At 72.5% G+C, this 19,624-nt stretch carries 22 protein-coding genes; 9 read left to right on the top strand and 13 right to left on the bottom strand.

Annotated features, from left to right (window positions below; all coding sequences use genetic code 11):
* Together BLA60_RS33420 and BLA60_RS33415 are read left to right on the top strand one after the other, a co-directional pair.
* Window positions 1-1,692: AAA domain-containing protein (locus BLA60_RS33420; protein ID WP_245812314.1), on the top strand; the 1,692-nt coding region annotated here is incomplete at its 5' end.
* 75 nt (window positions 1,693-1,767) lie between these two features.
* Window positions 1,768-2,079 carry a hypothetical protein gene (locus tag BLA60_RS33415; protein WP_075137036.1) on the top strand — a complete coding sequence of 104 codons (312 nt, stop codon included), beginning with the start codon at window positions 1,768-1,770 and terminating at the stop codon, window positions 2,077-2,079.
* Window position 2,080: 1 nt separating this feature from the next.
* Here BLA60_RS33415 and BLA60_RS33410 read toward each other — a convergent pair whose 3' ends face one another.
* The 6 genes from BLA60_RS33410 to BLA60_RS33385 all read right to left on the bottom strand — a co-directional run bounded on the left by BLA60_RS33410 (window position 2,081) and on the right by BLA60_RS33385 (window position 6,711).
* Window positions 2,081-2,893, bottom strand: coding sequence for a hypothetical protein (locus BLA60_RS33410; protein ID WP_154814787.1), 813 nt, complete (start codon window positions 2,891-2,893; stop codon window positions 2,081-2,083).
* 265 nt (window positions 2,894-3,158) lie between these two features.
* On the bottom strand, window positions 3,159-3,941 hold the full coding sequence (locus tag BLA60_RS33405; RefSeq protein WP_075137034.1) for an IclR family transcriptional regulator domain-containing protein: 783 nt from the start codon (window positions 3,939-3,941) through the stop codon (window positions 3,159-3,161).
* 13 nt (window positions 3,942-3,954) lie between these two features.
* Window positions 3,955-4,467 (bottom strand): protocatechuate 3,4-dioxygenase subunit alpha, encoded by a 513-nt coding sequence (pcaG, locus tag BLA60_RS33400; RefSeq protein WP_075137033.1) that lies wholly within the window; start codon window positions 4,465-4,467, stop codon window positions 3,955-3,957.
* 2 nt (window positions 4,468-4,469) lie between these two features.
* Window positions 4,470-5,165, bottom strand: a complete 696-nt coding sequence (gene pcaH, locus BLA60_RS33395) for a protocatechuate 3,4-dioxygenase subunit beta (protein WP_075137032.1) — start codon at window positions 5,163-5,165, stop codon at window positions 4,470-4,472.
* On the bottom strand, window positions 5,162-5,893 hold the full coding sequence (locus BLA60_RS33390; RefSeq protein WP_084735625.1) for a CoA-transferase subunit beta: 732 nt from the start codon (window positions 5,891-5,893) through the stop codon (window positions 5,162-5,164). Before BLA60_RS33390 ends, pcaH begins: the two co-directional genes overlap by 4 nt.
* A 20-nt stretch (window positions 5,894-5,913) precedes the next feature.
* Window positions 5,914-6,711 carry a CoA transferase subunit A gene (locus tag BLA60_RS33385; RefSeq protein ID WP_075137031.1) on the bottom strand — a complete coding sequence of 266 codons (798 nt, stop codon included), beginning with the start codon at window positions 6,709-6,711 and terminating at the stop codon, window positions 5,914-5,916.
* Between the two features lie 167 nt (window positions 6,712-6,878).
* Between BLA60_RS33385 and BLA60_RS33380 the strand changes: the two genes are divergently transcribed.
* Genes BLA60_RS33380 through BLA60_RS33350 form a run of 7 tightly spaced genes read left to right on the top strand, consistent with a single transcriptional unit; the run spans window position 6,879 to window position 13,874 of the window.
* On the top strand, window positions 6,879-7,835 hold the full coding sequence (locus BLA60_RS33380) for an ABC transporter substrate-binding protein (protein WP_075137030.1): 957 nt from the start codon (window positions 6,879-6,881) through the stop codon (window positions 7,833-7,835).
* Window positions 7,832-8,596, top strand: a complete 765-nt coding sequence (locus BLA60_RS33375; RefSeq protein WP_075137029.1) for an ABC transporter permease — start codon at window positions 7,832-7,834, stop codon at window positions 8,594-8,596. The genes BLA60_RS33380 and BLA60_RS33375 overlap by 4 nt, the downstream gene beginning before the upstream one ends.
* The gene (locus BLA60_RS33370; RefSeq protein ID WP_075137028.1) at window positions 8,593-9,369 is read left to right on the top strand and encodes an ABC transporter permease; all 777 of its coding nucleotides are present in this window, start codon (window positions 8,593-8,595) and stop codon (window positions 9,367-9,369) included. The genes BLA60_RS33375 and BLA60_RS33370 overlap by 4 nt, the downstream gene beginning before the upstream one ends.
* Entirely contained in the window at window positions 9,369-10,148 is a 780-nt protein-coding gene (locus BLA60_RS33365; RefSeq protein WP_075137027.1) for an ABC transporter ATP-binding protein, read from the top strand. The genes BLA60_RS33370 and BLA60_RS33365 overlap by 1 nt, the downstream gene beginning before the upstream one ends.
* Window positions 10,145-11,581: an aldehyde dehydrogenase family protein gene (locus tag BLA60_RS33360; RefSeq protein ID WP_075137026.1), complete on the top strand. Its 1,437-nt coding sequence runs from the start codon at window positions 10,145-10,147 to the stop codon at window positions 11,579-11,581. Before BLA60_RS33365 ends, BLA60_RS33360 begins: the two co-directional genes overlap by 4 nt.
* Entirely contained in the window at window positions 11,581-12,765 is a 1,185-nt protein-coding gene (locus BLA60_RS33355; protein WP_075137025.1) for a 4-hydroxybenzoate 3-monooxygenase, read from the top strand. The genes BLA60_RS33360 and BLA60_RS33355 overlap by 1 nt, the downstream gene beginning before the upstream one ends.
* On the top strand, window positions 12,762-13,874 hold the full coding sequence (locus BLA60_RS33350) for a 5-methyltetrahydropteroyltriglutamate--homocysteine S-methyltransferase (protein ID WP_075137024.1): 1,113 nt from the start codon (window positions 12,762-12,764) through the stop codon (window positions 13,872-13,874). Before BLA60_RS33355 ends, BLA60_RS33350 begins: the two co-directional genes overlap by 4 nt.
* On the opposite strand, the gene BLA60_RS33345 is transcribed toward BLA60_RS33350, so the two are convergent.
* The 7 genes from BLA60_RS33345 to BLA60_RS33315 form a co-directional block, all read right to left on the bottom strand.
* Window positions 13,833-14,945: an amidohydrolase family protein gene (locus tag BLA60_RS33345; protein WP_075137023.1), complete on the bottom strand. Its 1,113-nt coding sequence runs from the start codon at window positions 14,943-14,945 to the stop codon at window positions 13,833-13,835. The genes BLA60_RS33350 and BLA60_RS33345 overlap by 42 nt on opposite strands.
* A 1-nt stretch (window position 14,946) precedes the next feature.
* Entirely contained in the window at window positions 14,947-15,495 is a 549-nt protein-coding gene (locus BLA60_RS33340) for a hypothetical protein (protein WP_075137022.1), read from the bottom strand.
* Window positions 15,492-15,821, bottom strand: coding sequence for a DUF4429 domain-containing protein (locus BLA60_RS33335; protein ID WP_075137021.1), 330 nt, complete (start codon window positions 15,819-15,821; stop codon window positions 15,492-15,494). Before BLA60_RS33335 ends, BLA60_RS33340 begins: the two co-directional genes overlap by 4 nt.
* A gap of 105 nt (window positions 15,822-15,926) precedes the next feature.
* Complete coding sequence (locus BLA60_RS33330) at window positions 15,927-17,231, bottom strand: type I glutamate--ammonia ligase (RefSeq protein WP_075137020.1); 1,305 nt, start codon at window positions 17,229-17,231, stop codon at window positions 15,927-15,929.
* An 80-nt stretch (window positions 17,232-17,311) separates the two neighbouring features.
* On the bottom strand, window positions 17,312-18,058 hold the full coding sequence (locus BLA60_RS33325; protein ID WP_075137019.1) for a D-Ala-D-Ala carboxypeptidase family metallohydrolase: 747 nt from the start codon (window positions 18,056-18,058) through the stop codon (window positions 17,312-17,314).
* A gap of 57 nt (window positions 18,059-18,115) precedes the next feature.
* Window positions 18,116-18,805, bottom strand: coding sequence for a sugar phosphate isomerase/epimerase family protein (locus BLA60_RS33320; protein ID WP_245812311.1), 690 nt, complete (start codon window positions 18,803-18,805; stop codon window positions 18,116-18,118).
* 38 nt (window positions 18,806-18,843) lie between these two features.
* Complete coding sequence (locus tag BLA60_RS33315) at window positions 18,844-19,617, bottom strand: NAD-dependent epimerase/dehydratase family protein (protein ID WP_075137051.1); 774 nt, start codon at window positions 19,615-19,617, stop codon at window positions 18,844-18,846.
* Window positions 19,618-19,624: the final 7 nt, after the last annotated feature.

The raw sequence follows: 19,624 nt of genomic DNA, 5'->3' as shown, positions 1-19,624 counted from the left end.
CACCGCCGGATCGAGCGGCTGCACGAGGTCCGCCGGCGCACCACCCGCCGCGACGACCTCGGCGCCCGGCTCGGCCGGGCCGCCCCGAGGCTGCGCGCCGCCATCGAACGGTCCCCGCACGACTGGCCACTGGCCGGGTTCACGCAGGCCTGGGAGTGGGCGGCGGCCGGCACGTGGGTGCTGGCCCAGGGCGTCACCGACGTGAACGCGGTGCAGTCGGAGATCGGGCTCACCGAGAACCGCATCCGGTCGGAGGTGGAGCGGCTGGCGGCGACCAGGGCGTGGCGGCACGCGGTGTCCCCCGACCGGCTCACCGGGCAGGCCAGGGCGAACCTGGAGCACTACGCGTACCTGGTGCGCCGGCTGGGCAAGGGCACCGGCCGCTACGCCGCGCAGCGCCGGGTCGAGGTCCGCCAGGCGATGGACCGCTGCCGGCCGGCCGTCCCCGTCTGGATCATGCCGATCTACCGGATCGCCGAACAGTTGCGGATCCGTCGCGACATGTTCGACGTGGTGATCGTCGACGAGGCGTCCCAGGCAGGCCTGGAGGCCACGTTCCTGCAGTACCTGGCGCCGCGCCTGGTGGTGATCGGCGACGACAAGCAGGTCTCGCCCTCGGCGGTGGGCGTCGACCAGCAGCGGCTGCGTGACCTGGCCGGCCAGTACCTGGCCGACGACCCGTACCGCTCGGCGTGGCAGGACCCGCAGCGCAGCCTGTTCGACGAGGCCAAGATGCGTTTCCAGGGCCTGATCACGCTCACCGAGCACCGCCGCTGCGTGCCGGAGATCATCGCCTTCGCCAACCGGGTCGCCTACGAGCCCGACGGCATCCGGCTGGTCCCGGTGCGCCAGTACGGCGCCGACCGCCTGGAGCCGCTGCGCCCGGTGTACCTGCCGGACGGGTACGTCACCGGGACGACGAACAAGGTCAACCCGGTCGAGGTCGCGGCGATCGTCGACCAGCTGGAGAAGTGCGTGGCCGACCCCCGCTACGACGGCCTGACCTTCGGGGTGATCTCGCTGCTCGGCCCGGCGCAGGCCAAGGCCATCGAGAAGCGGCTGCTGGAGCGGATCGCCCCGGAGGACTGGGCCGCCCGGCGGCTCCAGTGCGGCGACTCCGCCGACTTCCAGGGCGCCGAGCGGGACGTCATGTTCCTGTCGATGGTCGCCGCCGGCCCGACCCAGGTCCCGCTGACCAGGGACGTGTACGTGCAGCGGTACAACGTGGCGGCCTCCCGGGCCCGTGACCAGCTGTGGCTGTTCCACTCCGTGCCGCAGGACGCGCTGGACAACCCCGAGGACATGCGCTTCCAACTGCTGGACCACTGCTACGGCCTGGCCGGGCGCGGTGAGCCCGTGCTGAGCGGGGTGGCGCCGGAGGACCGGCTGGTCGAGCCGTTCGGGTCGCTGTTCGAGCAGCGGCTGGCCAACCAGCTGCTGCGGCGCGGTTACACGGTGACACCGGACCTGGTCGTCGTCGGCGCCCGGGGCCGGGTACGCGTCGTGTGCGAGGGCGACACGTGGGACGGCCCGGCCGCCTACGAACGCGACCTGGCCCGCCAGCGCGACCTGGAGCGGTGCGGCTGGCGGTTCCTGCGGGTGCGGGAGTCCTCGTTCCTCGTCGCCCCCACGGCGGTGCTGGGTCAGCTGACGACCGCGCTGGCCGAGCACGACATCCACCCGGCTCCCTAGGGGCGATCCAGGAGATTGTCCCGATCTGGGTTGTTTCACCTGGTAGCGGCGCGGAGGCGGGCGCACCATGGAGGCATGAGTCACGAGTTGTCAGCCGCCGAGGTGCGCGCCATCACGAGGTCGGCCGGGCCCGGATCACGGTTCCGGATCGACGCCTCGTTCTCGATCGTCGTCCACGACCTGGACGCGTTGCGGTCGGCGGCTCGGCGGGCGTTCGACTACGGCCGGTTCGCCAGCGAGCAGGAACGCGAGCGTGCCTGGTCGGCCATCGAGAACGATCCCGCGCGGCTGCTGTCCCAGGCCGTCGACTTCGCCCGGCTGACCGAGGACGTGCCGGGCATCCTCGGGCAGTCGGTCGAGTTCGTCGTCCGGGACGAGACCGGGTAGATCAGAGGTCCTGCCAGACCGGGTTCTTGGTGAGCGGCGCGGTGAACTGGGGGTCGGTGAAGTACTCGACGGCGCCCGTGGCGCCGTCGTCGATGCGGGTGTCCACGGAGACCTCGACCGGCCCGCTGTCCCCCGCCGCGATCTCCTGCCGCTCCCCGAAGCTCGCCCCGCCGCCGATCAGCGCGCCCTGCGCGTCGCGCACGACGGCGGTGACCCGGGGCTTGACCGGGATGTCGTAGGTGTTGGCAACCTCGACGGTGGCCTTGCGCCGGTCGCCGCTGCCGCCACTGACCGTCTCGGGCCCGGTGGTCGTCAGCTCGGCGTAGTCGGCCTTCGGCTTGCGCAGCTGGCCGTCCGGGGTGTCCAGGTGGGTGATCATCGTGACCCGGACCGCCATCTCCGCCGCCTCGCCCTCCACGTTCTCCAGGTCGCCGACGCCGAACTTCTGGCCCGGCAGCAGGACGCTGACCGCGTCGCCGCTCTTCCCGACGGGCTTGCCGGCCTCGTCGCTGAAGTCGACCTGGAACTGGACGCCGATCGCGACCTTGTCGGAGACGTTCTCCACCACATACCCGTAGCCGACGTACAGTTCGACCATGCCGGGGGCCGGCGGCTCGTGGTTGCGGAACCCCTGATCGACGATCTTGATGACCTCGTCGGCGCTGCTGATGGTCTCGGCGGTGGCCTCACCGTCACCGTCGCCACTGCCGCCGCCACTACTGCCGCTGCCGGCCGTGCTCTCCGCGCCGCACCCGCTCGCCACGGCCAACGCCGCGAGCACCGCGACCACCAGTTTCCCTGTTCGAATCCCCATGCCGGAAACCTAGGTGCCCGCCCCCGGCCCCCCTGTCAGGCATTCAGCCGACAGCCCGACTCAGGCATAGACGGTGCCGAGGTAGCGCCCGGCGGCCATGCCGACCGCGTGCGCCGTGGTCCCGTGGGTGATGGTGGGCCCCGAGCAGCCCGACGAGAACCCTTCGGGTGAACGACATCGGTGTTCCTTTCGTGTCCACGGCCCTCTCCCGTGGGCGAGCCAACCGTTCCCGGGGCGGGTGGGCTGTCAGGCGTTCGCTCGACAGTCAGGCGCGCCGGGCCCGCGACCACGGCAGGTCGCCCTCGACGGCGGCGGCGGCGCGCAGCAGCGGCGGCAGGAACTCGCGCCGCATGGCCGGAAGCGAGGTCCGGCTGGCGTGCGTGGACACGTTGATTGCCGCCACCACCCGGCCCGAACGGTCGCGGACGGGGACGGCCACCGCCCGCAGGCCCTCCTCCAGTTCCTGGTTCACCATCGACCACCCCTGGGCCCGGACCCGCACCAGCTCGCCGCGCAGCGCGGCCACCGACGACACGGTCCGCCCGGTCAGGCGTTCCAGCCGGACGGTCGAGAGGTACTCGGTCAGGGTGTCGTCGGGCAGGCCGGCGAGCAGGACCCGGCCCATCGACGTCGCGTAGGCGGGAAAGCGTGTTCCCACGCTGATCGACACCGTCATGATGCGGCTGACCGGGACCCTGGCCACGTACACCACGTCGTGACCGTCCAGAACGGACACCGACGAGGACTCGTTGACCTCACCGACCAGCGCCTCCAGGTGCGGCTCGGCGACCTCCGGCAGCGACAGGCTCGACAGGTACGCGTAACCCAGCTCCAGGACCTTGGCCGTCAGGGAGAAGAACCGGCCGTCGTTGCGGACGTAACCCAGGTCGGCCAGCGTCAGCAGGAAACGCCGGGCGACGGCGCGGGTCACGCCGGTCACCGCCGCGACCTCGCTGAGGGTCAGCTCGGGATGGTCGTGGTCGAACGCCCGGATCACCGCCAGCCCGCGTTCCAGCGACTGCACGAAGTCCGACCCGCGCCCGGCCACCGCTCACTCCCGCCTAGACAGCGAAGAACACCGTCTCCCGCTCGCCCCGCAGCCGGATGTCGAACTCGTACCCGTCCGCCGACCGGCGCGCCAGCAGGGTTTCCCGCCGGTCCGCCGGCAGTGCGGACAGTACCGGATCCTCCACAGTGGAGTCCGCGAAGTACACCCTGGTCACCACTCGGTCGAGCAGTCCCCTGGCGAACACCGACACCGCGATGTGCGGAGCCTGGGGCCGCCCGTCCGGGGCCGGGACAACGCCGGGGAGCACGGTACGCACGGCCCACCGGCCGTGGTCGTCGGTGCCACAGCGGCCGTAGCCCCGGAAGCCGGGGTGGTTGAACCGCCCGGCGCCGTCGGGCTGCCAGGTCTCGATCAGCGCGTCGGACACCAGCGCGCCCTCGCCGTCGAACACCGTGCCGCGCAACCAGAACGAGTCAGGGCCCTCGTCGACGACCGGGCCGTCGGGCCAGGTCAGCGCGTGGGAGAAGAACGGGCCCACGGTCTGGGACGGGGTCAGGCCCAGCATCGTCACGTCTCCGTCGGGGTCTGGTCGCGGCCGCGCAGGACGATGTCGAACCGGTAGGCCAGCGCCCAGTCGGGCACGGTCGCCGACAGGTCGAACGCGCAGATCATCCGGTGGCGCGCGGCCTCCGGGACGGCCAGGAAGATCGGGTCCTGGCCGAACAGCGGATCGCCGGGGAAGTACATCTGGGTCACCAGCCGCTGGACGAACGCCCGGCCGAACAACGAGAAGTGCAGGTGGGTCGCGCGCCAGGCGTTCTCGTGGTTGCGCCACGGATAGGCGCCGGGTTTGACCGTGACGAACCGGTAGCCGCCGGCGGAGTCGGTCAGGCAGCGGCCGACGCCGGTGAAGTGGGGGTCCAGCGGCGCGGGGTGCTGGTCGCGGACGTGGGCGTAGCGCCCGGCGGCGTTGGCCTGCCACAGCTCCACGAGCGTGTCCGGCACGGCCCGGCCGTCGCTGTCGAGCACCCGGCCGTGCACGATGATCCGCTCCCCCAACGGTTCCCCGGCGTGCTGGGTGGTCAGGTCGTGGTCGCCGGGCAGCACCCGACCCTCGCCGAGGACCGGCCCGGTGACCTCGGTGAGCGAGTGTTCCAACCAGACCGGCGGCTGGCTGGGGGCGCGCAGCAGGGTCGAGCGGTAGCCGGGTGAGGCCAGTGGCGGGTGCGTGCCGCCGGGGTCGCGGGCGTAGGCGGTGCTCACGGCGAACTCCCTTCGGTGAGCCGGCGCAGCACGCTCAGCTCCTGGCTGGTCGGTGGCTCGGTGGTCCCCAGGTCGGGCGCCACGCGCAGGTCCCAGCCGGTGGCGGCGCGCACGTCGGCCACCGGCACTCCGGGGTGCACGCGGGTCAGGGTCAGCTCCCTGGTCACCGGATCCGGTTCCAGGACACCGAGGTCGGTGACCACAAGCACCGGGCCGGCGCCGCGCAGGCCCCACGCCGCGCGGAAACCCGGCCCGGTGCCGTGGCCGGCGGAGGTCACGAAGTCGACCTCCGCCACGAACGCGCGGCGACTGTGCCGCACCATCACGAACACCTCGCGGCAGGACGCGGCGATCTCCGGGGCGCCGCCCGAGCCCGGTAGCCGCACCGTCGGGCGTTGGTAGGTCCCGCCGACGAAGGTGGTGTTGAGGTTGGCGAAGCGGTCCAGCTGCGCGGCGCCGAGGAACCCGACGTCGATCCGGCCGGGCTGCAACCAGTAGTTGAACACCTCGGGCACCGACACCACCGCGTCGGCCGTCTCCGCCAGCTCACCGTCCCCGATGGACAGTGGCAGCCGGCTGGGTCTGGCGCCGATGGCGCCGGACTCGTAGATCAGCGACAGGTCCGGGTTGTGCACCCGGCGGGCCAGGTTGGCGGCCGTGCTGGGCAGGCCGATGCCGACGAAGCAGGACACGTGCCCGGCCAGTGCCCGCGCGGCGGTCACGGTCATCAGTTCGTCGGCGGTCGGCCTCACGAGACCTCCGCCAGCCAGTCGGTGAACCGTTCCCGCGAGCGGCTGACCGCGTCCCACGCGCGGTAGGCGTCGTTGTCGCGTTCGTAGTAGCCCTGCGCGTAGGACGGTCGCGCGCCGCCGGGCACCACGGCCACCGCGGTCACCACCCAGGAGGGCAGTACGACCGCGTCCGGCCGGGGTTCGAGCTCGTCGACGATCTCCTCGACGGTCACCAGCGAGCGGGTGGCCGCGAGCACCGCCTCCTTCTGCACCCCGACCAGGCCCCACAGCTGCACGTTGCCCCGCCGGTCGGCGCGCTGGGCGTGGATGACGGTCACGTCCGGGCGCAGGGCGGCCACGGCGGCCAGGTTCTCGCCGGTGAACGGGCAGGTCACGGTGGCGACGGTGTCGGTGTGCGCGCCCAGACCGGTGCCCTGGTAGCCGCGCAGCACGGCGAAGGGCAGGCCGGACGCGCCGGCGACGTAGCGGTTGGCCATGCCGGCGTGGCTGTGTTCCTCGATCTCCAGCGGCGCCGGCCAGCCGTTCTCCACGGCGTCGCGCAGCCGGTGCAGCGAGCCGACGCCGGGGTTGCCGCCCCAGGAGAACACCAGCCGCCGGGCGCAGCCGGCGCCGATGAGCTGGTCGTGGACGAGGTCGGGGGTCATCCTGACCAGCGTCAGGTCCCGGCGGCGCTGCCGGAGGACCTCCAGCGCCGCCGCCGACGGGATGAGGTGGGTGAACCCCTCCAGCGCGACGGTGTCCCCGTCCCTGACCAGCTCGGCGATGCCGCCGGCCAGATCGACCAGCTCGGCCATGCACGTCTCCGTTCGCATGACGAACGTCCGTTCTTCTGTCGAACGATAGGGAGGCACCGGCGACCAGGTCAACGGTTGACGCGTCAAGGACTCCGCTCTACGTTCTCCCTGAGAACGAGCGTGCGATCTCCGAACAACGTTGTTGAATCCCGAGATGGAGTCCGCCGATGCGCCGACACCTCGCCGCTTTCCTGCTGGCCCCGACCCTGCTCGCGTCGGCCGCGTGCGGCGCGGACGGCGCCGACGAGCCGGCCCCCGGCCAACCCGACAAGGTCACCGTCGGGGTGATCCCGATCCTCGACGTGGCGCCGATCTACCTCGGCATCGAACAGGGCTTCTTCGACGAGCGCGACATCGAGATCACGCTCGAACAGGCCGAGGGCGGCGCGGCGATCGTGCCGGCGGTGGTCTCCGGCCAGTACCAGTTCGGCTTCAGCAACATGGTCTCGCTGCTGATCGCCAGCTCGGAAGGCTTACCGGTCAAGGTCGTCAGCAACGGCAACAACTCCACCGGGGTCGACGGCGAGGACTTCGCCGCGCTCATGGTCAAGGCCGACAGTCCGATCAGGACGGCCGCCGACCTGGAAGGTAAGACGGTCGCGGCGAACACCCTGCAGAACATCGTGGACACCAGCGTGCGCCAGTCGGTGCGCAAGGCCGGCGGCGACCCGACCAAGGTCAGGTTCACCGCGCTGCCCTTCCCCGACCAGCCGGCCGCGCTGGCCTCCGGCCAGGTCGACGCGGTGTTCGTGGTGGAACCCTTCCAGCAGGCGGTGCTCGCCGAGGGCGGGCGCGCGATCGCCTCCAGCTACGTCGACGCGGCGCCGAACCTCACCGTCGCCGCCTACTTCACCTCCCAGCAGCTGCTCGCCGACAACCCCGACCTGGCCACCCGGTTCACCGAGGCCATGGCCGAGTCACTGTCCTATGCGGACAGTCATCCGGACGAGGTGCGCACGATCATCGCCAGCTACACCGAGATCGCGCCCGAGGTGATCGAGAAGCTCACGCTGCCCACCTTCCCGCCCGAGGTCAACCGCGAGTCGGTGGCCACCCTCGCCGACCTGGCACTGGAGGACGGCCTGCTCAGCAAGGCCGCCGATGTGGACGCCCTGCTGCCGTGAGGATCCTGCTGGGCGTGGCGGGTCTGCTCGGCTTCGGCGCGCTGCTGGAGCTGGCACCCAGGGTCGGGCTGGTGTCCGACCGCTACGCCCCGCCGACCAGCACCATCCTGGTCACCCTCGCCCAGCGGACCGGCGAGTCACGGTTCTGGCTGGCCGTTGCCGACACGCTGCGCACGTGGCTGCTCGGCCTGCTGATCGCGGTCGCCCTCGGCGTGGCCGTCGGGATCGCGCTGGGCACGGTGCCGGTGGTGCGCCGCGCCACCGCCTCGACCGTCGAGTTCCTGCGCCCGATCCCGTCGGTGGCACTGATCCCGCTGGTGGTGGTGCTCTACGGCTCGACGGTCACCTCGACGCTGGTGCTGGTGGTCTACGCCGCGTTCTGGCAGGTGCTGGTCCAGGTCATGCACGGCGTGGCCGACGTCGACCCGGTCGCGCGGGACACCGCCCGCACCTACGGCCTGGGCCGGCTGGCCAGGGTGCGGTACCTGGTGTGGCCGACGGCCCTGCCCTACGTGGTCACCGGCGTGCGGCTGGCCGCGACCGTCGCGCTGATCCTGACGATCACCGGCGAGCTGGTCATCGGCTCACCCGGCCTCGGCCAGGAGATCGCGACCGCGCGGACCTCCGGCGCGGTGCCGGCCATGTACGCGCTGACCGTGGTCACCGGACTGTTGGGAGTGCTGGCCAACGTGGCCACCCGGGCGGCCGAACGCCGGGTGCTGCACTGGCACCCGTCGCTGCGCGCGGAGGTCGCGGCATGAGCGGGATCCTGGCCAGGGTCGGGTACGCGCTGGCGCTGCCGGTGGTGCTGGTGGCGGTGTGGTGGTTCGCCTCGGCCGGCAGCACCGACTTCTACTTCCCGCCGCTGTCGCGGATCGTCGCGGTGTTCCCGGACACGTGGTTGTCCTCGCGGCTGGCCGACGACGTGCTGCCCTCGCTGACCCGGCTGGGCATCGGTTACGGCGTCGCGCTGCTGGCCGGGGTCGCCCTCGGTCTGGCGATCGGCTCGAACCGGGTGGTGGCGGCGGTGACCGAGCCGCTGCTGGAGTTCCTGCGGGCGATCCCGCCGCCGGTGCTGGTGCCGATCCTGATCCTGGTCGCCGGGATCGGCGACACGATGAAGGTCCTGGTGATCGTCTCCGGCTGCCTGTGGCCGGTGCTGCTCAACACCGTCGACGGGGTGCGCGCGGTCGACCCGGTGCTCGCCGACACCTGCCGCACCTACCGGGTGCGGGGCGGGCGGCGCTGGTGGCACCTGGTGATCCGCTCGGCCAGCCCCCGGATCGTGACCGGGGCTCGGCAGGCGCTGTCGGTCGGGATCATCCTGATGGTCATCAGCGAGATGTTCGCGGCGAGCAGCGGCCTTGGCTACGCGGTGATCCAGTTCAAGGACGGGTTCCGGATCCCGCAGATGTGGAGCGGGGTGATCCTGCTCGGTCTGCTCGGGGTCCTGCTCTCGGTGCTGTTCCGGATCGTGGAGCACCGGGTGCTCGGCTGGTACCACGGCAGCCGCGACGGTCCGAGGGAGCGGTGATGCTGGCGGTCGAGGAACTGCACAAGGTCTACGACGGCCGGGGCCGTCGGGTCGAGGCGATCGGCGACCTCACCTTCGAGGTCGAGGCCGGCAGCTTCGTGTGCGTGGTCGGCCCGTCGGGGTGCGGGAAGACGACGCTGCTGCGGTGCTGCGCGGGTCTGCTGGCGCCGACGTCGGGCACGGTGACGCTGTCCGGGGCGCCGGTGACCGGGCCACCAGAGGGGCTCGCGGTGGTGTTCCAGGAGTACGGCCGCAGCCTGTTCCCGTGGCTGCGGGTGGCCGACAACGTCGACCTGCCGCTGCGCGCGGCCGGGGTCGCGAAGGCCACCCGGCGGGAGCTGGTGGGTGAGGCGCTGGGCGCGGTGGGGCTGGCCGACGCGCACCGCGCGTACCCGTGGCAGCTCTCCGGCGGCATGCAGCAGCGGGTGGCGATCGCCCGCGCGATCGCCTACCAGCCCCGGGTGCTGCTGCTGGACGAGCCGTTCGCCGCGGTCGACGCGCAGACCCGCGCCGACCTGGAGGACCTGATCCGTGACGTGTGGCGGCGTTTCGGCATGACGCTGCTGTTCGTCACCCACGACATCGACGAGGCGGTCTACCTCGGCCAGCGGGTGATCATGCTGACGTCCTCGCCGACGCGGGTCGCCGAGGACCTGCCGATCGACCTGCCCGACGAACGCGACCAGCTGACCACCCGCGGCGATCCGCGCTTCGCCGAGCTGCGCGGGCGGGTGTACGCCCAGATCCAGAAGGCCAAACTGGAAGGAAGAACCACGTGACCCTGATCGACCCCACCGCCTGGGCGACCACGAGCCTGGGCGGGGGCAGCGCGCCGATCCTGGCGCCGGCCACCGGAGAGCACCTGGGCACCACCGGCCTGGCCGACGCCGCCGACGTGCACCGCGCCGCCGAGGCCGCGGCCGCCGCGCAGCGCGAGTGGGCGCGGGCGAGCTACACCGAGCGGGCCGCGGTGCTGCGCCGGGCCGGCACGCTGATCGAGGAGCACACCGAGGAGCTGGCCGGCTGGGTGGTGCGCGAGACCGGCGCGGTGCCGGGGCTGGCGGCCTTCGCCGTGGGCGTCGCCGCGCAGGAGTGCTTCGAGGCGGCGGCGTTGGCCTCGCGCCCACTGGGCGAGGTCCTGCCGACGACCGAGCCCCGGCTCTCGCTGCTGCGGCGGGTGCCGGTCGGGGTGGTCGGGGTGATCTCGCCGTTCAACGTGCCGCTGATCCTGTCGATCCGCTCGGCCGCGCCGGCGCTGGCGTTGGGCAACGCGGTGGTGCTCAAGCCCGACGAGCGCACGCCGGTCAGCGGCGGGCACGCGCTGGCGGCGCTGTTCGCGCGGGCCGGGCTGCCCGAGGGCCTGCTGCACGTGCTGCCCGGCGGCGCCGACGCGGGACGGGCGGTGATCGAGGCGAAACCGGTGCGGGTGGTGTCGTTCACCGGGTCCAGCGCGACCGGGCGCGCGGTCGCGCGACTGGCCGCCCACCACCTCAAGCGGGTGCACCTGGAGCTGGGCGGGAACTCAGCGCTGCTGGTGCTCGACGACGTGGACGTTGACCGCGCGGTGTCGGCGGCGGCCTGGGGTTCCTACCTGCACCAGGGCCAGATCTGTATGACCACCGGCCGGCACCTGGTGCACGAGCGGGTCGCGGAGTCCTATGTGGAGGCTCTGGCGGCGCACGCGGACGCCTTACCGGTCGGCGATCCGGCCACCGGCGAGGTCGCGCTCGGCCCGCTGATCGACGCCGGCCAGCGGGACAAGGTCCACCAGCTGGTCACGTCCACCGTGGACGCCGGGGCGCGGCTGGCGGCCGGCGGGACCTACCAGGACCTGTTCTACCGGCCGACCGTGCTCGACGGCGTGCACCCCGCGATGCCGGCCTACGCCAACGAGGTCTTCGGCCCGGTCGCCCCGGTGGTGCGGTTCTCGTCGGTGGACGAGGCGGTCGCGCTGGCCGCCGACAGCGAGTACGGCCTGTCGCTGTCGATCCTCACCGGCGACGCGATGCGCGGGCTGGCGCTGGCCGAACGGATCCCCACCGGCATCGCGCACGTCAACGACCAGACGGTCAACGACGAGGCGGTCGCGCCGTTCGGCGGGGTGCTAGACTCCGGCACCGGCGCCCGGTTCGGCGGGGCGGCCAATGTGGACGCGTTCACCGACACCCGGTGGATCACCGTACGCGGCGACATTCCGGAGTACCCGTTCTGATGCCCCGAACCCAGGTCGCGATCGTGGGCGCCGGCCCGGCCGGGCTGCTGCTCGCCCACCTGCTGCGCCTGCGCGGCATCGACTCGGTGGTGCTGGAACGCCAGTCCCGCGAGCACGTCGAGCGCCGGATCCGGGCCGGGGTGCTGGAGCAGGGCAGCGTCGACCTGCTGGCCTCGGTGGGCCTGGCCGACCGGCTGCTCGCCCAGCGCCTGGTGCACACCGGCGTCGAGCTGCTGTTCGACGGCACCGGCCACCGGATCCCCCTGACCGAACTGGCCGGCCGCGAGCTGACCATCTACGGCCAGCACGAGCTGGTGAAGGACCTGGTCGCCGCGCGGCTGGCGACCGGCGAACCGCTGCTGTTCGACGCCCCGGTCGTCGCGGTCGAGGACCACACCGGCTCCCCGGTGGTCCGCTACGTCCACGAGGGACGCGAGGTGGAGCTGCGGTGTGACTTCGTGGCCGGCTGCGACGGCTACCACGGGGTGAGCCGGGCGTCGGTGCCGGCCGGGGCGCTGACCGCGATCGACCACGCCTACCCGTACGCGTGGCTGGGTGTGCTGGCCAACGTCGCGCCCTCGTCGGCGGAGCTGGTCTACGCCGCGCACGAGCGCGGGTTCGCCCTGCACAGCATGCGTTCGCCGACCGTCACCCGGCTCTACCTCCAGGTCGCCCCGGACGAGGACCTGGCGTCCTGGCCGGACAGTCGGGTGTGGACGGAACTGGGGACGCGGCTGGCGCGCGGCTCAGGGTTCGCGCTGCGCACCGGCGAGATCGTCGACAAGGCGGTGACGGCGCTGCGCGGCTTCGTGGTCGAGCCGATGCGCCACGGCCGGCTGTTCCTGGCCGGCGACGCCGCGCACATCGTGCCGGCCACCGGCGCGAAGGGCCTGAACCTGGCGGTGGTCGACGTCGCGGTGCTGGCCTCGGCGCTGTCGCGGTACTACGCCGACGGCGACGAGTCCGGACTGGACTCGTACTCGGCGACCTGCCTGTCGCGGGTGTGGCGGGCACAGCACTTCTCGTGGTGGATGACCTCGATGCTGCACCGGCCACCGGACGAGGACCCGTTCGCCCGGCGGCTGCGCCTGTCCCAACTGCGCTACCTGACCAGTTCGCACGCTGCCGCCACCTCCTTCGCGGAGAACTACGTCGGCCTGCCGTTCCCGGAAGGAGTCCCATGACCAGCCCACCGTTCCGCGCGGACCACGTCGGCAGCCTGCTGCGTCCGGCCGCCCTGCTCACCGCGCGCGCCGACCGCGCCGCCGGCCGGATCTCACCGGAGGAGCTGCGGTCGGTGGAGGACACCGCGATCCGCGAGGTCGTCGCGGCCCAGCGCGCCGCCGGCCTGTCCGCCGCCACCGACGGCGAGTTCCGCCGCACGTCCTGGCACATGGACTTCATCTACCGGCTGGGCGGGATCAGCGCGTCCGACGAGTCGATCAAGGTGAAGTTCCGCAACGCCGCGGGCGGCCTGGAGTTCACCAGCGCGGCGTTACGGGTGGACGGTCCGATCCGGTTGACCGAGACGGTGTTCGCCGACGACTTCGCGTTCCTGCGGGACGTGGCGGGCGACGCGATCACCCCGAAGCTGACCATCCCCTCGCCCAGCATGGTCCACTACCGGGGCGGCCTGGCCGCGCTCGACCCGAACGTCTACCCCGACGAGGAGGCGTTCTGGGCCGACCTGTCGGCGGCCTACGCCCAGCAGGTCGCGGCCGTCGCCGAACTGGGCTGCCGCTACCTGCAACTCGACGACACCAGCCTGGCCTACCTCAACGATCCCGCCCAGCGCGCGGAGTTGGCCGCGCGCGGCGACGACGCCGAGCACCAGCACCTGCGCTACATCCGGCAGATCAACTCCGCGCTGGCCGGGCGCCCGGAGAGCCTGCGGGTGACCACCCACATGTGCCGGGGCAACTTCCGTTCCTCGTGGGCGGCCGAGGGCGGCTACGACTTCGTCGCCGAGGCCCTGTTCTCCGAGCTGGCGGTGGACGGTTTCTTCCTGGAGTACGACGATCCGCGCTCGGGTTCGTTCGCGCCGCTGCGGTTCGTGCCGCCGGGGAAGATGGTCGTGCTCGGTCTGGTGACCACCAAACGCGGCGAGCTGGAGTCCAAGGACGACCTGAAGCGCCGCCTCGACGAGGCGGCGAAGTACGTGCCGATCGAGCAGCTGTGCCTGTCCCCGCAGTGCGGGTTCTCCTCGACGGTCGAGGGCAACGCCCTGACCCACGACGAGCAGTTCGCGAAGCTAGCGTTGATCGTCGAGGTCGCCCAGGAGGTGTGGGGCTGACCGCAGGGCGTTGCCGCCGCCGACGTCGTGCGCGAGCCGTTCGGCGTCGGCGGCGGTGAGCACCCCGTCGCCGATCCACTCGTCGAGCAGGCGCCCGAGGTGGTGGCGCCACAGCACGGCGCCGAGGTGGTGGATCTCGGGCAGCAGGTTGCCGTCGGAGGAGTACCGCACGGACTCGAACGGCGCCAGCTCCAGGGTTTCGGCGATCACCGCCCCGGTCCGCGCGCCGGCGAAGGGCACCATCAGTCCGAGGTCGACGGACACGGTGTCGAAGACGTGCGCGAGGTAGGCGGCGCCCCGGTGGTAGGGCCAGCAGTGCAGCAGCACGACGTCGACGTCCCGGCGGGCGCGCAGGAAGTCGGTCAGTGCCAGCGGGTCGGCGCGGTGCAGGTGCAGGTCGGCGTCGCCGAACCCGGTGTGGAACTGGAGGGCCCGGCCGGTCTCGGCGCCGACCGTGGCGGCCTCGTGCACCAGCCAGGCGTGCAGGACCGGGTCGGTGAGCCTGGTTCCGCCGCGCAGCCACCGTTCGGCGGCCTGCCGGGTGTCGCGTTCGGACGGTCGCCGCGCCGGCAGTCCCAGTCCGCCCCGGTACCCGACGACCGACTTGAACGCGACCGCCGCGCTGGCCCGCAGCGCGGCGCCGACCCGGTCGAGCAGTTCGGTCGCCGAGCCGGCGGTGGTGTCCTCCAGCACCTGTTCCACGCGCAGGACCTCGTGCCCGGTGCCACCGCCCAGGTCGGCCAGTTCGGTGGGCGAGGTGTCGGTGGCGTACCCGGTGTCGACGAACCAGTGCCCGACCCCGGCGGCGCGCAGCAGCCGGCGGGTGACCTCCCGCCAGCCCAGGTCGTTGCGCCGCGCGAGGTACTCGGCCGGCGTGGCGTGCGCCGGCAGGTCCAGCACCGGCGCGCACCAGCGCCGCACGGCCAGCCCCAGCATCGACCGCCACCGGTCGGGCCGGCCGGCGGTGTCCGCCTCGGTGAGCCCGGCCGCGAACTCCTCGGCCGTGACGTCGGTGACGAGGACCCCGTGACAGTGCTGGTCCACGAGAACCACGTCGTCGGTGACCGCCATTTCACGACATTATCAGCTGGTACACCCGAGGGCCGTACAGAACGTTGAGCGCGTACCACAGGTAAATCGATCCACCGGCACAGACAATGCCCACCAGCAACGCGGCACCGATATTCCAGCCCGATTCACACAACGCCTGCTGCAACCAGTGGAAATACATCCCGCCGAGCAGCGCCGGCCCCAGCAGCGACAGCAGCGAGGCCACCAGTCCGACCGCGCCGAGTTGGCCGATCGAATCCAGGTAGGCGGCCAGCACGCTGCTCAGCACGAACACCGCGACCCCGACGACCGTCATCGCCACCGCCGCGCCCAGCACCCGGCCGGTGCCGGGCGCGCCAGTGTGCGGGTCCACCCGCACCCGCAGTGCCTTCACCAGCCGCACGACGCTGGCGCAGCACACGCCGGTGCAGGCGAGCCCGAGGCCCCAGGTGAACAGGTGCTGGTCCCCACCGGTCAGTTGCAGGCGGAACGCGACGATCCCGAGCCCGAGCCCGACGACGGCCAGCGCGAGGGCCTTCAGCGCGTCGGCGTCGGGCCGGTCGCCGCTCATCGGCCCAGCGCCGCCTCGATCGCGTTGCGCAGCTCGGCGAACGATGGCGCCTCGCCCCGGGTGAAGACGATCGAGTGCGGGTCGCTGACCGCCTCCATGAACGCCGGCCGCATGGCGGTCCCGGACAGCGGCGGCTGGCCGGTGTTGACCCGGAAGTAGCCGCTTTTCATTCCGGCCGGTTCACTGAACTCGATGTACCGAATGGCCCGCAACGGAACGGACATCGCGGACTTTCCACCAATGATTCCGCCGAGCCCCCGGGGCGGTCGCAGGGTAACCGATGATCCGTCGAACTCGACACTGCCGCGTTTGGTTCTGACCAACATCCGAACTCCCCAATTACCCCGACACCTGGTAATTGCCCAACAATGCGTCGAGCTGTCGTGCTCACCAGGTCGCGCGGGCGCGGCGGTCCGTTACACCGGCCGCGTTCACCACCGCCAGCGGGTGGCGGCGGCCAGTTCCTCCGGCCCCAGCTCCGCGCACCGGGCGGCCTCGGCCCGGCGCACGGTCACGATGGCGTCGTGCAGTTGTTCTCCCAACGCCCGCTCCAACACCCGCGACGCCGCCAGCGCGTCGGCCGCCTCGACCGCCGTGGCCGGCAACCGGGCGACACCGGCCCGGGCGCGGTCGGCGTCGGTGAGCAGCGCCGGATCTCCGGTCACCGGCTCCGGCAGCCGAGCGTCGTCGGCGACCCCGGCCAGCCCGGCCGCGATCACACAACCCACCAGCAGATAGGGATTGGCCGTGGCGTCGAAGCACTTCACCTCGGCGTTGGCGCTCCGCTCGTCCCCGTCGACCAGACGCAGCGCGGTCTCCCGGGTCTCGTGGCCCCAGCACTGCCACACCCCCGCCCACCGGGACGGCACCAGCCGCAGGAAGCTCGCCGGGTGCCCGGCGCCGATCCCCACCAGCGCCGGCAGTTCCCGCAACACCCCGGCCAGGAACGCCTCGCCGCGCGGTCGCGGCCCGGCGAACAGGTTGCCCGTCTCGTCGTGCACCGACAGGTGCAGGTGCCCGCCGGAGCCCGCCCCGGCCGGATCGACGCTGGGCGCGAACGTCGCGCGCCAGGCGTGGGCGAGGCTGCGCGCCCGCACGGTGTGCCGGACCAGCACCGCGTCGTCGGCCGCGCCGACCGGGGTGTCGGGCGCGACCGAGATCTCCAGCTGTCCGGTGGCGTACTCGGGGTGGAACTGCTGGACCTCCAGGCCCTGCCGGGTGAGGTCGTTGACCAGGTCCACCGCGTAGTCCGCGACCTGTTCCAGGCGGATCTGGCCGTAGGCCGGCCCGTCGAACGCGGGCACGAAGCCGGTCCCGCGCTGGGCCAGGGTCCACTCGTGTTCGAAGGCCATCAGCAGCCGCAGGCCCACGCGCGCGGCGGCCTCGGTCTGGCGGGCGGCGAAGCCGCGCTGGCAGGCGACCCACGGTTCGCCGGCCTTGGTCACCTTGTCGGCCGGCGCCCACGCCCAGCCGGGCATCGCCGAGAGGGCCACCAGACGGTCCAGGTCGGGGATCAGCCGCAGGTCGCCGTCGGGGCCGCCGAGGTGGCGGGCGGTCACGAAGACGTCGTCGGCGCCGGCGCCCTCGAAGCACGGGGCGATCCCGACACCGGTGGTCGCGGCGGCGCTGAGCCGGTCAAGGGGAACGGTCTTCACCCGCGTGATGCCCGCATTGTCCACGAAGGACAGTTCGACCAGTCCGACCCCGGCCTCACGCAGTTCCATCCGGCTCGCCATCGGCCCATCCTATTTCGCCGGGGCGCCCGGAAAGCCCGGCGAGCGCCGGTACACCCGTGTGGGTGCACCGGCGCGGGATCTCAGAAACCGGAGCAGTTCGGCGCGCGGCGGGTGGCGTTCCCGTCGTTGATGCCGCTGACGTGCACGTGGTCGTTGTGGTCGGGCACGCCCGGGCCGAGAATTCCGTAGAAACCGTAGCTCTTGGCCTTCACCGCGATCGTGCAGAACGAGTGGTTCAGGTTGCCCAGGTCGGCGGCGTCGCCGTAGCGGTGGCGGCTGTAGGAGGTCGACGAGCACGCGCCGCTGCCGCCGGTGCGGAAGCCGCTGGTGATCCGGACGGGCTTGTTGCCCAGCGCGTGGCGCAGGTGTTCGAGCTTCCACATCAGCCTGCGGGCGTTGGACTTCGCCGTCGCGGCGGACACCGCGCCGCCGCTCCAGGTGGAGTTGCAGCGGTTCAGTTCGCTGTAGGTGAAGTGGATCGGCGTGCAGTCCGAGCTGGTCAGGGACCTGAGCTTGGAGAACACGCGGGTGCCGGCGGTCCCCGAGGTGGTACCGATGGCGTATTCCTTCTTGAACCGTTTGACCGCGCGGGCGGTCGCCGGTCCGAACTTCCCGTCGATCGCGAGGCCGGCCCGGCCGTCGAACGCGGCAAGGCGGATCTGGAGTTCGCGCACGTCCGCGCCCGACATGCCCTCGGAGAGGTCACGGCTCCAGCTGTCGCACGCGGCCGCGTTGGCCTCCGGCGTGGCGACGGCCTGCGAGCCGACGAACCCGGCCGCGGCGAGGATCGCGACGGCGAGCAGGCCTCCTAATCGCTTCAGCACCATGGTTCGGCTCCTTTGTGGTTGAATGCCGAACTACTTGACCATGTTGGAGATTAACCGTCAAGACCCTCTCAGCCCAACGTCGAGCCAGTCGAGCAGGGTCGCCGCGTCCCGCGCGAAGGCCGCCGGATCGTCGTCGGGAACGAACTCCAGCAACGCGTACCCGCTGCCCATCGCCGACAGGACGGGCCGCCAGAGCGCCTCGCCGGCGGCCAGCGGCAACCGCCGACCGGTGTCGGTCCAGGTGAACACATGCGCGGTCACCGGTCGCAGCGCGACCACCGCCGCCAGCGCGTCCGCCGCCGACACCCCGATCGGCGGCTGCCAGTACGGCCGCACCGCCGGGACCTCGACCAGAAGGTCCACAGTGGACTCAAGAGTGTCGGTCAGGGTGTTCGCGTGGTACTCCAGGCACACCGTCACCCCTTCCGCCGCCGCCATCTCCGCGACCCGCGCGAGATCGGCGACCACCCCGGCCCGGTCCGGCTCGCCGGCCGACCCGAGCCGCCCGGCCCACACCCGGATCCGGGGCGCGCCCAACGCGAGCGCGGTCGCCAGCACACCCTCGAACGGCTCCCCGGCCCCCGCCCGGTAGTAGGACCCGAACGCCGCGACCTCGATCCCCGCGTCCGCGCAGCGCGCCGCCGTGTCCCTGGCCGCCGCGACGTCCGGGACGTGCACGTCGCCGCCCCACTCCACCGCCGCGAGCCCGGCCCGCCCGACCATGGCCACGATCTCCGGAACGGTCAACTGCCGGAAAGTCACCGACACCAGGCCGGGAGTCAGGCTCACTGGACGGCCGCCGTGTTGTCCAGCGGCGCCCAGCCCAACTCCCGCCTGGCCTTGGCCAGGCTCATCGTCCGCTCGTCGCCGTCGCCGCTGATCGCGTAGCAGTCGAAGCCGTGACCCCGCCGGCGCAGACCGGCGTCGATGGCCCGGGCGACGTCGCGCGCGGAGGTCGACATGGCCCGGCGCATGGTGTCGCCCGCGCGCGGCCACTGGTCGTCGGGCACCGGGTAGCACAGCCGCAGGCACACCGCGTCCATCCCGACCGCCGCCGTCGCCGTGCGGCACACCTCCTCGCCCAGCCGCTTGGCCAGCCCGTAGAAGTCCGTGGCCTCCGGCGGGGTCGACTCGTCGGGATAACGCCCCAGCCGGCCCTCGTCGACGATCTCCTGGCCCGACGCCGGATCCGGGCCGCCGAGCGGGAACGGGTGGACCGACATGCTGCTGGTGTAGACCAGGTGCGTCACGCCGGCCCGGTGCGCGCCGGTCAGCGCCGAGAACAGGCCGGGCACGGCGACGTCGAGGTGGGCGCGCGCGGTCGCCGGACTCCCCCAGTCCCGCGCCGGGCCCATCGCCATGAACACCAGCGAGTCGACCCCGTCCGCCAGCGCGGCCACCAGGTCCACGTCGTGCAGGTCGCCGGTGTGGTACTCCACGCCCGGCACCGGCACGCGCGGCGGCGTCAGGTCCAGCACCCGGATCTCGTGGTCCCCGGCCAGGTGCGGCAGCACGATCGAGCCCACCGTCCCGCAGCCGCCGATCACCAGTACCCGCATCGCCACA

The sequence above is a fragment of the Actinophytocola xinjiangensis genome, assembly GCF_001921215.1.
Taxonomy (GTDB): domain Bacteria; phylum Actinomycetota; class Actinomycetes; order Mycobacteriales; family Pseudonocardiaceae; genus Actinophytocola; species Actinophytocola xinjiangensis.
The sequence above is the reverse complement of the archived record's forward strand: the minus strand, read 5'-3'. Positions and strand labels throughout refer to the sequence as shown.